The sequence below is a fragment of the Enterobacter cloacae complex sp. HYC003_NIDB genome (assembly GCF_056673375.1).
In genome coordinates this window covers 3,110,297-3,124,875 of the sequence record NZ_CP114220.1, presented here as the reverse complement: position 1 = coordinate 3,124,875, position 14,579 = coordinate 3,110,297, and the positions used below count along the sequence as shown (strand labels likewise).

Here is a 14,579-nt window from a genome sequence, read left to right as displayed (position 1 = left end):
TATGTGTGACCAGCACCATGCCGATCGGCATATATTATGCTCGCAATGCGATATGCTCGTGGCGTTGCCAGAGCTTGGTCACGGACATAAGGCTGCCTGCCCGCGCTGCGGCGCTACGCTGACGACCGAGTGGGACGCGCCAAGGCAGCGTCCTACGGCTTATGCGCTGGCAGCCTTATTCATGTTACTGCTCTCCAATCTCTTCCCTTTCATCTATATGAAAGTGGGCGGGATGACCAGCCAGGTGGATTTACTGGAAATACCAGGCGTGATGTTCTCGGAAGATTACGCCAGCCTTGGCACCTTCTTTCTTCTTTTCGTGCAGATCGTCCCGGCTTTTTGCCTGGTCGTCATTCTGCTGCTGGTCAACCGCGTCAGGATGCCCACTGTCCTTAAAATCAAACTCGCGCGGATCCTGTTCCAGTTGAAAAGCTGGGGGATGGCGGAAATTTTTCTCGCGGGTATCCTGGTCAGCTTCGTGAAGCTGATGGCCTACGGCGATGTGGGGATTGGCAGCAGCTTTATTCCGTGGTGTCTGTACTGCGTGCTACAACTGCGCGCGTTCCAGTGCGTGGACCGACGCTGGGCCTGGGACGATATTGCCCCGGCGCCGACGCTCTCGCAGACGGTAAAGGTGGGCGTACCGGGTATCCGTCAGGGGCTTCGCTCCTGCTCGTGCTGCACCGCCGTGCTGCCCGCGGATGTCGAGGTGTGTCCGCGCTGTGAAACAAAAGGTCACGTCCGGCGCAAAAATAGCCTGCAATGGACCATGGCGCTGCTGGTGACCTCTGTCATGCTCTATCTGCCCGCCAATATCTTGCCGATCATGATCACCGATCTGCTCGGCGACAGAATGCCCTCGACCATACTGGCCGGGGTGATTTTGCTGTGGAGCGAGGGGTCTTACCCTGTAGCAGGCGTCATATTCCTCGCCAGTATTATGGTTCCGACCTTAAAGATGATTGCCATTGCCTGGCTTTGCTGGGATGCAAAAGGGCACGGTAAGCGAGACAGCGAGCGTATGCATCTGATTTATGAGGTCGTGGAATTTGTTGGCCGCTGGTCGATGATTGACGTGTTCGTGATTGCGGTTCTCTCAGCGCTGGTGCGTATGGGGGGGCTGATGAGTATTTATCCCGCTATGGGGGCGCTGATGTTTGCGTTGGTCGTCATTATGACCATGTTTGCGGCCATGACCTTCGACCCTCGTTTATCGTGGGATCGTGAGCCCGATTCAAGCCATGAGGAAGAGTAAGAGCATGGAAAATAAGAGTGGAGAGGCTAAAGTGCAGAAGGTCAGAAACTGGTCGCCGGTGTGGATTTTCCCCATCGTGACCGCGCTGATCGGTGCATGGATCCTGTTTTATCATTACAGCCATCAGGGACCGGAAGTCACGCTAATTACTACCAATGCAGAGGGGATTGAGGGCGGAAAAACCACCATCAAGAGCCGCAGCGTGGATGTGGGTGTCGTGGAAAGCGCGACCCTGACGGATGATTTAACCCATGTTGAAATCAAGGCCCGCCTGAATGCCGGCATGGAAAAACTGCTCCATGAAGATTCTGTTTTTTGGGTAGTGAAACCGCAGGTCGGGAGAGAAGGGATCAGCGGCTTAGGGACGCTATTGTCCGGGGCTTATATTGAACTCCAGCCCGGCAACAAAGGCGCCCAGCCAGCAAACTATCAGCTGCTGGATTCACCGCCGCTTGCGCCTCCGGATGCAAAAGGGATCCGCGTTATTCTGGACAGCAAAAAAGCGGGCCAGCTCTCGCCGGGCGATCCGGTGCTGTTCCGTGGATATCGCGTCGGTTCGGTTGAAACAAGCACCTTCGATCCGCAAAAACGGACCATCAGCTATCAGCTTTTTATCAATGCGCCTAATGATCGCCTGGTGACCAGCAACGTTCGCTTCTGGAAAGACAGCGGGATCGCGGTGGATCTGACCTCTGCGGGGATGCGCGTTGAGATGGGTTCACTCACCACGCTGTTTGGTGGGGGCGTCAGTTTTGATGTGCCGGAAGGTATCGATCTGGGACAACCGGTGGCGGAGAAAACCGCCTTCAGGCTGTTTGACGATCAAAAAAGCATTCAGGATGCGCTCTATACCGATCACATCGACTACCTGATGTTCTTTAAGGACTCTGTACGCGGCTTGCAGCCTGGGGCGCCAGTTGAGTTCCGGGGTATCCGTCTGGGGACCGTGGGACAAGTGCCTTACTTTGTTCCGGGACTCAAGCAGATGCTTGATGATGATTATCGTATTCCGGTGCTGATCCGCATTGAGCCTGAGCGTTTGATTAACCAGATAGGCGAGGACCAGGATATTGGGGAGCATATCAGCGATCTGATGAATCGCGGTCTGCGTGGCTCGCTGAAAACTGGCAACCTGGTCACAGGGGCGTTATATGTCGATATGGACTTCTATCCAAAAGCGCCACCAATGACGGGGATCCGTGAATTTGGCGGCTACAAAATTATTCCTACGGTCAGCAGTGGCCTGGCGCAGATCCAACAGCGCCTGATGGAAACGCTGGATAAGATCAACAATCTGCCGCTGAATCCAATGCTTGAGGCCGCGACGGGATCACTGCATCAGAGCCAGGCGACGATGCAACGTCTGCAAACCACGCTGGATAATATCAACAAGATCACTGCCAACCAGTCCATGCAGCAGCTGCCGCAGGATATGCAGAAAACGTTGCGCGAACTGAATCGCAGTATGCAGGGCTTCCAGCCGGGCTCAGCGGCTTACAACAAGATGGTGGCGGATATGCAACGTCTTGATCAGGTTTTACGCGAGCTACAGCCCGTTCTGAAAACGCTCAATGAAAAGAGCAACGCGCTGGTGTTTGAAGCGAAAGACAAAAAGGATCCTGAGCCTAAGAGGGCGAAACAATGAAAAAATGGCTAATCATCGCAGGCGCACTGGTATTAACGGCCTGTAGCTCTGGAAGCGATAACAAAAGCTACTACCAGTTGCCGTTAAGCGCGCAATCCGGTGCGCAGAGTAGCACCTCGCAGGGCAGCCGTCTGCTGTGGGTTGAACAGGTTGCCGTGCCAGATTATCTGGCGGGCAACGGGGTGGTCTACCAGACCAGCGATGTGCAGTACGTTATCGCCAACAATAACCTGTGGGCCAGCCCGCTGGATCAGCAGCTACGCAATACGCTGGTGGCGAATCTGAGCAGCCAGCTTCCTGGTTGGGTAGTCGCCTCGCAGCCTCTGGGAAGCGATCAGGATACCCTGAATGTTAACGTGACGGGATTCCATGGCCGCTATGATGGTGCGGTTGTTATCAGCGGGGAGTGGCTCTTGAATCATCAGGGCCAGCTGATTAAGCGTCCTTTCCATCTGGAACTGAAGCAGCAGAAAGATGGCTATGACGAAATGGTGAAAGTGCTTGCGCAGGGGTGGGCACAGGAGTCGGCTGCTATCGCAAGAGAGATTTCCCGGCTGCCATAAGTAAAATTCATCGACGAAAGCCGCACTCAGCTCCTTGCTGATTGCGGCTTTTTTTTTGTTTTATGTTCAGTTTGTTACTTGTCCCGCGTCACATTTTTTGTACAAACGATCTTCCATGTAGCTCACAAATATGACACCCGTATGAATTTTGAACGTTGACGCTGACGCCGATTCGGGGTATTCGTTAACTGTGCTTGCACATATTGCAACCACTGTTTTCTTTCCACCAGACAAAAGAATGAGGGAAACGAGGCATGAAGAGACAGAAACGAGATCGCCTGGAAAGGGCTCATCAACGTGGTTATCAGGCTGGCATCGCCGGACGTTCAAAAGAAATGTGTCCCTATCAGGCCCTGAATCAAAGGTCCCAATGGCTAGGGGGCTGGCGAGAAGCCATCGGAGACAGGGCAGTACTTGCTTGATACCGTCTCTTTAAAAAGAAACCTCCGCAATGCGGAGGTTTCGCCTTTCTGGAAGGGGCTAAATGCCGTTATCAGAAAGCGGAGGTATCCTGGAACAGACCCACTTTCAGGTCGTTCGCGGTATAGATAAGACGACCATCTACCAGCACTTCACCGTCCGCCAGGCCCATAATCAGGCGGCGGTTAACGATGCGTTTGAAATGGATACGGTAGGTGACCTTCTTCGCGGTAGGCAGAACCTGACCGGTGAATTTCACTTCGCCTACGCCCAGCGCACGGCCTTTACCTTCACCGCCAAGCCAGCCCAGATAGAAGCCAACCAGCTGCCACATGGCATCGAGGCCCAGGCAGCCAGGCATTACCGGATCGCCAATAAAGTGGCAACCGAAGAACCACAGGTCCGGGTTGATATCGAGTTCTGCTTCTACGTAACCCTTATCAAAGTTGCCGCCGGTTTCGGTCATTTTCACGACACGGTCCATCATCAGCATATTTGGGGCCGGTAACTGCGGGCCTTTCGCACCAAACAGTTCACCGCGACCAGAGGCAAGAAGGTCTTCTTTAGTATAGGATTCGCGTTTATCTACCATGTTCTCAGTAAGCCTTATTTTAGTGAAGGACGCAGGATAGCTAACACGTGTACGCTGAACAAGTCCGATCAGTTAGCACTAAACCAACTTAACCAGCGTAACGGCCACGGATAACGATGACGAGCATCCTGCTGTGTCGCCTGAGCTATACGTTCCTGAATGGTCTGCATCAGGGTTGTCTGGCCTTCGCCGTCCCAGACCAGGTTTGTCAGTAAGGGTAGAGCATCCTCAACCCCTTCGATGGCCCAGACGGCGAATTGTTCCTGCTCTACCGCATCCAGAATCGCCTGACTCAGGCTCAAATGGCGAGCGTTAGGCGCCGGAATAATCACGCCCTGTTTGCCGTTTAAACCTCGCTGCTGGCAGATAGCAAAGAAGCCTTCGATTTTCTCATTCAGTCCACCCACCGGTTGAGCACGACCAAACTGATCTACGGAACCGGTAATCGCAATATTCTGATTAATCGGTACGTCTGCAAGCGCGCTGATCACGGCGCACAGCTCTGCCATCGAGGCGCTGTCGCCGTCGACTTCACTGTAGGACTGCTCAAAGGTCAACGAGGCAGAGAAGGGGATCTGCTGCTCCAGCTGAAGTTCAGACATCAGGAATGCCTGCATGATCATCATGCCTTTGGCATGAATGTTTCCGCCCAGTTCGGCCTTGCGTTCGATATCGGTAAATTCGCCGTCACCAATGTGCACGACACAGCTGATACGGGAAGGCTCGCCAAAGGCGCGCGGGTGTCCGGGGAACTCGATGACGGACAAGGCGTTGATTTGCCCGATACGTTCGCCTTCGGTCTCCACCAGAATCTGTTCCAGCAGAATTTCATCCTGCATACGGTCAGCAAGATAACCTTCACGCCATTCACGCTGGGCCAGCATCTGGCTAAGCTGCTCACCAGTAAACGGACCGTTGCCGCTGATAACGCCCACTTCACGCAGCTGTTTACCGATCCAGAGCGGGCAGAGCGGCAGGGTTTCCTGATCGCCAGTGTAGCGTACGGCCTCGCGGATTAAGCCCGGCCACGCATCCTCGGCAGGCGAGGGCAGCGCGAAACGTTCCGCCACGGCCATAACCCACTGACACCACTGCGCCATGTCATCGGCATCGGCGATCTGAATATTGTCTTCAAATTCACTGTAAACCGCCTGCTCCGCGAGTTCTGGCTCCATTTCCTGGAAATCAGCCAGAGATTCACGGTCACCCGTCAGCACGACGGTCAGCGACAGCGGCATAGACGGAATGGAAACAGGCAGCGGACGTGAATCGTCGTAGCCTATCCAGTCAAAACGTTGCTGCATCACCACCGTTTTCAGGCGCATCCACAGCAGAGGCTGTGCGAGCAGGGTGCGAAGGGAGATGAGCAACACACCACCGTTCGCGCGGTGTACCAGACCGGGTTGCAGTGACACATCGCCATTGAACTGACGAAGGCAGCCGAACAGCTGTTCTGCTTCCACCCAGTTGGCGGTGATCACTTCGCCTTTTGCAGCGAATTGTCCGTCTGCCTGCGTGGCAGGTCCGAAGGTCACGTCACGTCCGGCAATATGATACTGACCACCAAAAACGGCATTCGTTTTTGGATGCAACTGGCGCATGGCATCACCGAGAAGCGTCAGATACTCGGCTTCTTCCGGGGCTTTGAGCAGCATGAAAGGAGATGTAGCCCATGGGGATGACATCTGCTCCAGCGCGTAATGCAAACGCGGTTGTGTATCGCTAAGTATGAATTCGTGTTCTTTTGTGAGGTCTGGCTGTGCAAACAGCTCCTGATAGCTCTCGGTATCCGGAACCAGGTCACGCCATGCAAGTTTCGTAATGGTCAAAGTTGATGTTTTTTAGTCAGAAGTAAAACCGTGGAGTATACCGTAAGCGGCGCACTCTGCCCAATCAGGATTCGGGTTTTCGTCATGCGGATCGCCTGCGGCGTTTCACAGGATATGATTTCTTTTCAGCAGATTGCCAAAAAACTGATATTCTGAACAGAGTTACACGGTAACACTGAGATCGCAATGAAATATCAACAACTGGAAAACCTCGAAAGCGGCTGGAAATGGAAGTACCTGGTCAAAAAGCACCGTGAAGGGGAGCTGATCACCTGCTACATCGAAGCCAGCGCGGCACAAGAAGCTGTGGATATGTTGCTGACCCTCGAAAACGAACCGGTACAGGTCAACGGCTGGATTGAGAAACACATTAATCCGGCCTTGTTAAACCGGATGAAGCAAACTATCCGTGCTCGTCGTAAACGGCATTTCAATGCCGAGCATCAGCACACCCGTAAGAAATCCATCGACCTGGAGTTCATGGTCTGGCAGCGTCTGGCCGGGCTTGCGCAGCGGCGCGGAAAAACCCTGTCGGAAACGGTGGTGCAGCTGATTGAAGATGCCGAGCACAAAGAGAAGTATGCCAGCCAGATGTCGACGCTGAAGAACGATCTACAGGCACTGTTAGGTAAAAAATAAGCTTTTTACTTTTCTTCAGATAATAAAAAACCCCGCATCGCGGGGTTTTTTTATAAGACGATAACTTATGCCGCAGGCTGAGTTACAACGTCTTTGATACCTTTAACTTCGATCTCTACGCGACGATCTGGTGCCAGGCAGTCGATCAGTGCAGCGCGTGGTTTCACGTTGTCACAGGTAGAACCGGTAACTGGGTTAGATTCGCCCATACCACGTGGGGAGATCTTGTTAGCTGGGATACCTTTAGATACCAGGTAATCAACTACAGACTGAGCACGTTTCTCAGACAGACCCTGGTTGTAAGCGTCAGAACCGATACGGTCGGTGAAGCCCAGAACCACTACAGAACCGTCTTTAGGATCCAGGTTGCTCAGCTGGGTGTACAGCTGATCCAGTGCCTGCTGACCTTCTGGTTTCAGGGTAGCTTTGTTGAAGTTGAACAGAACGTCAGACTTCAGAGTGAAGTGCTTGGTCTGTACTTCTGGAGCTGGAGCCGGAGCTGGAGCTACGACTGGCGCATCTTCCTGCTGACCGAAACGGTAAGAAACACCAACGCTCAGCATGCCGTTGTCTGGACGAACGCCAACGGTAGCACCGTCACCGATGTTGTTAACCCACTGGTATTCCAGACGGGTAGCGATGTCACGGGTCATTGCCCACTCAACGCCACCAGCGAATACTGGGGAAACACCAGTGTCGTGGTCGTCACCAGCGATGCTGTTGCTGGAGTCTGCACGCCATACCATGCCGCCCAGACGGGTGTACACGTCCAGATCGTCAGTTACTGGGTAACCCAGTTTAGCGGTCAGCTGTACGCCTTGAGCTTTGAAAGCGCCATTTACGTTGTCGCCTTTGTAAGGCATACGACCTAACCAGTCGTAACCCATTTCAAAGCCAACATACGGGTTAACCTGATAGCCACCGAACGCACCTGCACCCAGCTGGCTCTCGTGAGTAGGGCCATCGTTGTTCAGGCTGCTGTTGTACCAACCGGTGTCATGGAACTGAGACCAGCCCAGTTTACCACCTGCATACCAGGTATTATCTTTCGGAGCGGCCTGCGCTACGGTAGCGAAGCCAGCCAGTGCCACTGCAATCGCGATAGCTGTCTTTTTCATTTTTTGCGCCTCGTTATCATCCAAAATTTGCCATGAATATCTCCATCGGAGGAATCACGGTTAAATCCTTCACCGGGGGGCGTGGTCAAATATAAACCTACCGATATCTTCGGCTTAGGCCGAGCACCCCTGGCGATGTAAAGTCTACAACGTAGCTGAAAACTTACAAGTGTGAAGTCCGTCAGGCATATGAAAAAAAAAGTTCCGTATACCTAATATTTAACAATTTTTGAACGAATTTTGTGCAGTAAAATTAACGAGAACCGCGTCAGACAAGCCTTGCCGCAGTTTTGGCGCGTTGAACTTTTTTTGCATACTGCGGTCGAAAAAAATTCCAGGAAAACTCTTAAAATGACTCAATGGTACACATTTGAGTGAATTTTTAGCCCGGGATGTTGTCCTCTGCGATAGGAATCTCCACGAACCGGCCGCATGATGAAACCCATCGCGTTACCTTCTTCAGCCGCTTCAGTCAGACGCAAATGTTCCTCTTGCGACAGATCCTCAGGCAACCACCCAATCACGACGCTATAGTTCCCGGTACGTAATGCCCGGACCATCGACTCGACCGTATCGCAAGGGGAGAGTTGATTAATCTGCATCACCTTCGCTAACGGCAGGCCAGCCGACTGAACCCATTCACGACTTAATTTTTGCTGTGGCGTCAGCCAGAGCTGCCAGCGAGACTGTTGCCCGAGCTGCTGCAAAAGCGGCAGGAGTAAGAGTTGTGTTAACAGCGGCTGGTCTTCACGGTAAACCACTTCACTGATAAGCCCTGTCGATACACGCCCGATAGAATTCTGCGCAGCATTGCCTGCGGCAGAAGTGGAAGGTGTTAAGTGATTTGCATAGCCTGAAGTGTACATATTCATTCCAGCCCTGTAGTTACTGTATGGATATACAGTAACCCCTGTGTGCATAAAGATCAACCTCATTTTCGGAAAGCGACTCGCAAATTTCATCCATTCCTGGTGAACCTGAAAAAATCATCTTGCCCAACGGCAATAAGTTGCCTATTTTCCTGCTAACGGATCCGTTAGTAAGAAATATCGTGTTTACTGTATGATTTTAATGGAATTATCATGAAAAAGATATCTTATGATCGGATTTATCAATCTCAGGAATACCTCTCTCCGCTGGGCGAAATTCATCATCGCGCCCTGTTTGGCGGTTATACCCTGGCCGTGGATGAAGCGGTGTTCGCGATGGTGTCTGACGGCGAGCTGTACCTTCGCGCCTGTGAGCAAAGTGCAAAATACTGTGTAAAAAACGCCTCCTCTTTTCTGACCCTGATGAAACGAGGACGGCCAGTGCTGCTTAATTACTACCGTGTGGATGAAGGTCTGTGGCAAAACAGGGAAAAGCTGCTTCAGCTCTCCTCGTTTGCGCTCGATGCCGCCAGGAAAGAGCGCTACCAGCGCCATCAGCGTAACCGGCTTAAGGATCTGCCGAACCTGACCTTTCAGATTGAGGTCCTGCTTATGGAGGCGGGCATTACCAATGAAGAGACGCTACGACAGTTGGGGGCGAAGACGAGCTGGCTGAAAATGCGCTCTAAGAATAAAGCGCTGAGTATCCGGGTATTGTTCGCGCTTGAAGGCGCCATCGAAGGGTTACATGAAGCGGCACTCCCGGCGGATATTCGCCGGGAGCTTATGGAGTGGTTTAATGCGCTGCCTGAGTCGCAGGGCCATCATTCCGCCAGGTAGCGATCTTCTGTCGCAGCCGACAAATTTCCGGCAGCAAAGCGATAAGCAGGCCAATTTGCTGTAGGACCAGCGGAGCTTTGTTGTCGGTGCCAGGATCAAGGTGTGCGATACGTTGCACCAGTTCATCCAGTGCCTGGTGAACCCGTGGCTCATCCGCAGGTTGATGATGAAGCGCATCATCAACGTAGCAAACGGCGTCGTCCAGCAGCGCCAGGATGCCCGGATTTGTCAGTTTCTCACGGTGGGCGCCAAGGGTAGAGATATAGCTGGTGAACGTGTGGTTCAGACACAGCAGGCGGAAGGCTGTCTCCCGGATTTCTGCCGTGGCGCGCGGCTCAGTTGACATATTCGAGACAACGGAAGCCAGCTCTGCGTCCGTGTTATGCGCATCGCGACGGGCAATCCGATAGGCCAGACGGTTATCGCGACCCTGATGGTATTGCTCAAGAATAGCATCCAGATAGCGGCAGTTGGCGTTCATCGCTCTGTCGGACACGCGCGGTAAGTTACGAAAACGCCAGTCCGGCCAGATAAAGCTCACCGCCGCCCAGGCAATGGCGCAGCCGATTAGCGTGTCGATAACGCGAGGAAGGGCCACTTCAAAGCCTTCACCCAGCAGATTGAAGCAGAGCAGCACCAGCAGCGTGATGAACATCGTGGCGTGGGCGTACTGCACATTGCGGAAGGCGAAAAACAGTACACCGGTAATCACAATCAGGATCAGTTGCCCTTCTACGGATGGCACAAAGTAGAGCACCGGCAGCCCGATGGCGACCCCGACTAATGTCCCGACAATACGCAGCGCGAGCCGATGGCGGGTAGCGTTATAGTTCGGCTGGCAGACAAACAGGCTGGTCAGCAGGATCCAGTAACCGTGGTGCAATCCTGTTATCTGGATAAACGCGTAGCCGACGCACAGAACCAGCGACATCCTTACCGCATGGCGAAAGAGGGCGGATTCCGGCGTAAAATGACGGCTCAGGCGCAGCCACATATCGCTGAAACCGTTGAGACTGTCGTCGGCAAGCTGGTTGTCGGCGTCATTGCCCGGCATTGCCATCGCCTGTTCAGACTCAATGGTGGCGAGCTGAGCATCGATGGCTCTCAGGTTGTTGAGCAAGAATCCCAGGGCTTTGAACTGTTCCGGCGATGTCCCACTGGCCTGAACGCGATCGAGGGCCGCATCCAGATGACTGAATGCCCGTTCAAAGCGAGGATCGTGCTGATAGGGCGTGCGCAGTAGTATTGAGCGCGCAAGTTGCTGGCAGGCCTGAGACTGCATCGACAGCAGGCGCTGGAAACGGAACATCACGTCGCTGTAACGGAATTTCTCGCGCAGGTCAGCGTACTGCACATGCGAGGAGCTGGCGCGCTCGTGAATATCCTGGGCAACAAAGTAGTAGTGCAGTGTGCGCCGGGTACCGCGCTGACCGCGATCGCCGCGCAGACGGGTGAGCAGAGACGCTTTGGTCTGATTCAGCGTGGCGACCAGCTGGCCATTTGCCAGCGCCAGATCGTACAGGGGCGCCTGGCTGTCCTCTTCAATATCCGGATCAAACAGCCGGGATTTCAGCTCCAGATAGTGGGCCAGCTGTTCGTAACTGCGGGCAATGTTGTCCTGTAAGGCACGAACCGGAAAAATAAGATGTCCGGTTAAGGTCAGCAGGTTATACCAGATAGCGCCCAACAGCAGCAGGACCGGTTGCTGATACCACTGATCGTAAAGAGAGACGCCCAGCATGGTGTAAATGGCAATCAGCAGGGCGCCAAACGCGATAGTGGCGTAGCGTTGCCCGAGGCCGCCGAGCAAAATGAAGCCGCTGGTAGACACCGTCAGCCCTAAGGCAAACAGCCAGGGCCAGGGGAAAAGCAGCTCAACGGAGGCGGAAGCAATAAAGAAGCAGACCAGCGTGATGACCAGATTACGCAAACGACCGGCCAGGCGGTCGTCGAGATCCGCCAGCGCACCGGCCACCACCCCAAGCGTGAGGGGGATGGTGAGCTTCACGTCATTTAGCCACCACGGCAGAGCGACGGTGCCGCAGAGGGCGATAAAGATCCTGACGTTATACAGCCAGTTACTGTTCCACGTATAGCGACGAAGCAGGGGGCTTAGCATGAGTGCGGCCAGTCCTTATTACTGAAAACGGCGACGGGCGTTGGCTTCACGCGCGGCTTGCGCGACTTCGACCGGGACAACACGGCGTCCTACCGGCCACAGGGCGATGGTAGCAATTTTGAAATTAGCGATGCCAACCGGAATGCCTATAATCGTGATGCACTGGGCGATACCGGCGAAGATATGCATCAGACACAACCACCAGCCAAAGAAGATCAGCCATAAAATATTCAGCAGCGTGCCGCCGGTATTCATCAGGGCATTTTTTCTTTCCGGCTCCAGCTCATCCACGTGTACGGCTTCATTTCCATAAGGAACGAGGGACAGTTTGGTGATTTCCCAGCAGGAGCGCGTCAGCGGAAGGGTGAAGATGAGCACGATGCTCACCAGGGTGGCAAAAAGCCAGGAAAGGGTGGTGGCAAAACCGCCAAGGACAAAATTCAACACATTCAGAACGGTACGCATAAACCCTCATTTCCTTCGATATGATTAACGCCCGGTGATTGTAACGTTTTTTTGGGCTGGAGCACCTTAAAACTGGCAGTTAAACTGTCTGACAAATTATGACCTCGTGGATCCGGCAGGATATGGAACTGAAAGCAACTTCAATGGGCAAACGCCTGGCGCAGCACCCTTACGACAAGATTGTCCTGCTCAATGCAGGAGTGAAAGTCTCCGGTGAACGCCACGAATACCTTATTCCGTTTAATCAGCTACTGGCCATTCATTGTAAACGAGGGCTGGTATGGGGGGAGCTGGAGTTCGTCCTGCCGGCAGACAAAGTGGTGCGACTCCACGGGACCGAGTGGGCGGAAACCCAACGCTTCCACCATCATCTGAACACGCGCTGGCAGCAGTGGAGCCAGGAGATGAGCGTGATTGCCGCACAGGTGCTGCAACAGGTGCTGGACGATATCGCGCTAAGCAATACGCAGCAGAAGTGGCTGACGCGCCAGCAAACCGCCGGGCTTCAGCAAAAAATCGCCCAGGCGCTGACGGCATTGCCTTTACCGGTGGCGCGGCTTGAGGAATTTGAGAACTGCCGCGACGCGTGGCGGAAGTGCCAGGCCTGGCTGAGCGATATCGAGAAAAGCCGTCTGGCGCATAACCAGGCCTGGACTGAGGCGATGCTTACGCAATATGCCGACTTCTTCAGTACGGTGGAGTCATCGCCCCTCAATCCTGCCCAGGCGCGCGCCGTGGTGAATGGCGAGCAGTCTTTATTGGTGCTGGCAGGTGCCGGGAGCGGCAAAACGTCGGTGCTGGTGGCGCGCGCGGGCTGGCTTCTGGCAACGGGCGAGGCGGTTGCCGACCAGATTTTGCTGCTGGCCTTTGGTCGCAAGGCTGCGCAGGAGATGGATGAGCGCATTCAGGCGCGTTTGCATACCCAGGATATCTCGGCGCGCACGTTCCACTCCCTCGCTTTACACATCATTCAACAGGGCAGCAAAAAAGTTCCTGTTGTCAGCAAGCTGGAGAACGACGCTCAGGCTCGCCAGGCGCTGTTTATCAAGGCATGGCGTCAGCAGTGCAGTGAAAAAAAGGCGCAGGCGAAAGGCTGGAGTCAGTGGCTTGAAGAGGAACTCAACTGGGAGGTGCCGGAGGGCAGCTTCTGGCAGGATGAAAAGCTGGCGCGCCGGCTGGGCTCTCGTCTCGACCGGTGGGTAAGCCTGATGCGCATGCACGGCGGCTCTCAGGCGGAGATGATAGAAAGCGCACCGGAGTCGATCCGCGCTGTGTTTTCTAAGCGGGTTAAGCTGATGGCGCCGATGCTGAAAGCGTGGAAAACCGCGCTGAAAGACGAAAACGCGGTCGATTTTTCGGGGCTGATCCATCAGGCCATTATCATTCTGGAGAAAGGGCGCTTCGTCAGCCCGTGGAAACACATCCTGGTGGATGAGTTTCAGGATATCTCGCCGCAGCGCGCTGCGCTGCTTTCGGCGCTGCGGGCGCAGAATAAACACACGTCGCTGTTTGCCGTGGGCGATGACTGGCAGGCTATCTACCGTTTCAGCGGGGCGCAACTATCCCTCACAACGGCCTTCCACCACTATTTTGGGGAAGGCGATCGCAGCGATCTGGACACCACCTACCGCTTCAACTCGCGGATTGGCGAAATAGCCAACCGTTTTATTCAGCAGAACCCGCATCAGCTGTCGAAACCGCTTAACAGCCTGACGTCGGGTGATAAAAAGGCCGTCACGCTGCTGGCGGACGATCAGCTGGAACCGCTGCTGGATAAACTGAGCGGCTATGCGAAACCGGATGAGCGTATTCTGGTGCTGGCGCGTTATCACCACCTCAAGCCGACGGCGCTGGAAAAAGCGGCGACGCGCTGGCCAAAACTTCAGCTCGATTTTATGACCATTCACGCCAGTAAAGGGCAGCAGGCCGACTACGTGATTGTGGTGGGGCTAAAAGAGGGGAGCGACGGTTTCCCGGCACCGGCGCGGGAATCCGTGATGGAAGAGGCGTTATTACCTGTTCCGGAAGATTTCCCGGATGCAGAGGAGCGGCGTTTACTGTACGTGGCGATAACCCGCGCGCGCCATCGCGTGTGGCTCTTGTTCAACAAAGAGGAGCCGTCGGTGTTTGTCGATATTTTGAAGAGTATTGACGTGCCGGTGGCGAGAAAGCCGTAACGCGCCGGGCAAATTCTGTAGGCCCGGTAAGCGCAGCGCCACCGGGCA

The 14,579-nt window shown here is 54.3% G+C and carries 13 protein-coding genes; 7 read left to right on the top strand and 6 right to left on the bottom strand.

The window, feature by feature from the left end; all coding sequences use genetic code 11:
• Position 1: 1 nt before the first annotated feature.
• The 4 genes from pqiA (at position 2) to rmf (ending at position 3,885) form a co-directional block, all read left to right on the top strand.
• Positions 2-1,255, top strand: a complete 1,254-nt coding sequence (gene pqiA, locus O1722_RS15015) for a membrane integrity-associated transporter subunit PqiA (RefSeq protein ID WP_017693685.1) — start codon at positions 2-4, stop codon at positions 1,253-1,255.
• Between the two features lie 4 nt (positions 1,256-1,259).
• Positions 1,260-2,900 carry an intermembrane transport protein PqiB gene (gene pqiB, locus O1722_RS15010; protein WP_015570901.1) on the top strand — a complete coding sequence of 547 codons (1,641 nt, stop codon included), beginning with the start codon at positions 1,260-1,262 and terminating at the stop codon, positions 2,898-2,900.
• Positions 2,897-3,463: a membrane integrity-associated transporter subunit PqiC gene (gene pqiC, locus O1722_RS15005; RefSeq protein WP_017384809.1), complete on the top strand. Its 567-nt coding sequence runs from the start codon at positions 2,897-2,899 to the stop codon at positions 3,461-3,463. Before pqiB ends, pqiC begins: the two co-directional genes overlap by 4 nt.
• 254 nt (positions 3,464-3,717) lie before the next feature.
• Positions 3,718-3,885, top strand: coding sequence for a ribosome modulation factor (rmf, locus tag O1722_RS15000; protein WP_003858162.1), 168 nt, complete (start codon positions 3,718-3,720; stop codon positions 3,883-3,885).
• A 71-nt stretch (positions 3,886-3,956) separates the two neighbouring features.
• Here the strand turns inward: rmf and fabA are convergent, their stop codons facing one another.
• Positions 3,957-4,475, bottom strand: a complete 519-nt coding sequence (fabA, locus tag O1722_RS14995; RefSeq protein ID WP_000227926.1) for a bifunctional 3-hydroxydecanoyl-ACP dehydratase/trans-2-decenoyl-ACP isomerase — start codon at positions 4,473-4,475, stop codon at positions 3,957-3,959.
• A gap of 68 nt (positions 4,476-4,543) precedes the next feature.
• A complete protein-coding gene (locus O1722_RS14990; protein WP_033487273.1) occupies positions 4,544-6,304 on the bottom strand; it encodes an AAA family ATPase in 1,761 nt (586 codons plus the stop codon).
• 186 nt (positions 6,305-6,490) lie between these two features.
• On the opposite strand from O1722_RS14990, the gene matP reads away from it, so the two are divergent.
• Positions 6,491-6,943, top strand: a complete 453-nt coding sequence (matP, locus tag O1722_RS14985) for a macrodomain Ter protein MatP (RefSeq protein ID WP_006809347.1) — start codon at positions 6,491-6,493, stop codon at positions 6,941-6,943.
• 65 nt (positions 6,944-7,008) lie between these two features.
• Here the strand turns inward: matP and ompA are convergent, their stop codons facing one another.
• Entirely contained in the window at positions 7,009-8,061 is a 1,053-nt protein-coding gene (ompA, locus tag O1722_RS14980; protein WP_017694761.1) for a porin OmpA, read from the bottom strand.
• Between the two features lie 356 nt (positions 8,062-8,417).
• The gene (sulA, locus tag O1722_RS14975; RefSeq protein ID WP_026094322.1) at positions 8,418-8,927 is read right to left on the bottom strand and encodes an SOS-induced cell division inhibitor SulA; all 510 of its coding nucleotides are present in this window, start codon (positions 8,925-8,927) and stop codon (positions 8,418-8,420) included.
• A 216-nt stretch (positions 8,928-9,143) separates the two neighbouring features.
• Here sulA and O1722_RS14970 point away from each other — a divergent pair, with 216 nt between their 5' ends.
• Positions 9,144-9,770, top strand: coding sequence for a TfoX/Sxy family DNA transformation protein (locus O1722_RS14970; RefSeq protein ID WP_017384804.1), 627 nt, complete (start codon positions 9,144-9,146; stop codon positions 9,768-9,770).
• On the opposite strand, the gene yccS is transcribed toward O1722_RS14970, so the two are convergent.
• Entirely contained in the window at positions 9,727-11,889 is a 2,163-nt protein-coding gene (gene yccS, locus O1722_RS14965; protein ID WP_015570895.1) for a YccS family putative transporter, read from the bottom strand. The genes O1722_RS14970 and yccS overlap by 44 nt on opposite strands.
• A gap of 18 nt (positions 11,890-11,907) precedes the next feature.
• Complete coding sequence (locus O1722_RS14960; RefSeq protein ID WP_003858149.1) at positions 11,908-12,354, bottom strand: YccF domain-containing protein; 447 nt, start codon at positions 12,352-12,354, stop codon at positions 11,908-11,910.
• Between the two features lie 122 nt (positions 12,355-12,476).
• Between O1722_RS14960 and helD the strand changes: the two genes are divergently transcribed.
• Complete coding sequence (gene helD, locus O1722_RS14955) at positions 12,477-14,531, top strand: DNA helicase IV (RefSeq protein WP_033487272.1); 2,055 nt, start codon at positions 12,477-12,479, stop codon at positions 14,529-14,531.
• Positions 14,532-14,579: the final 48 nt, after the last annotated feature.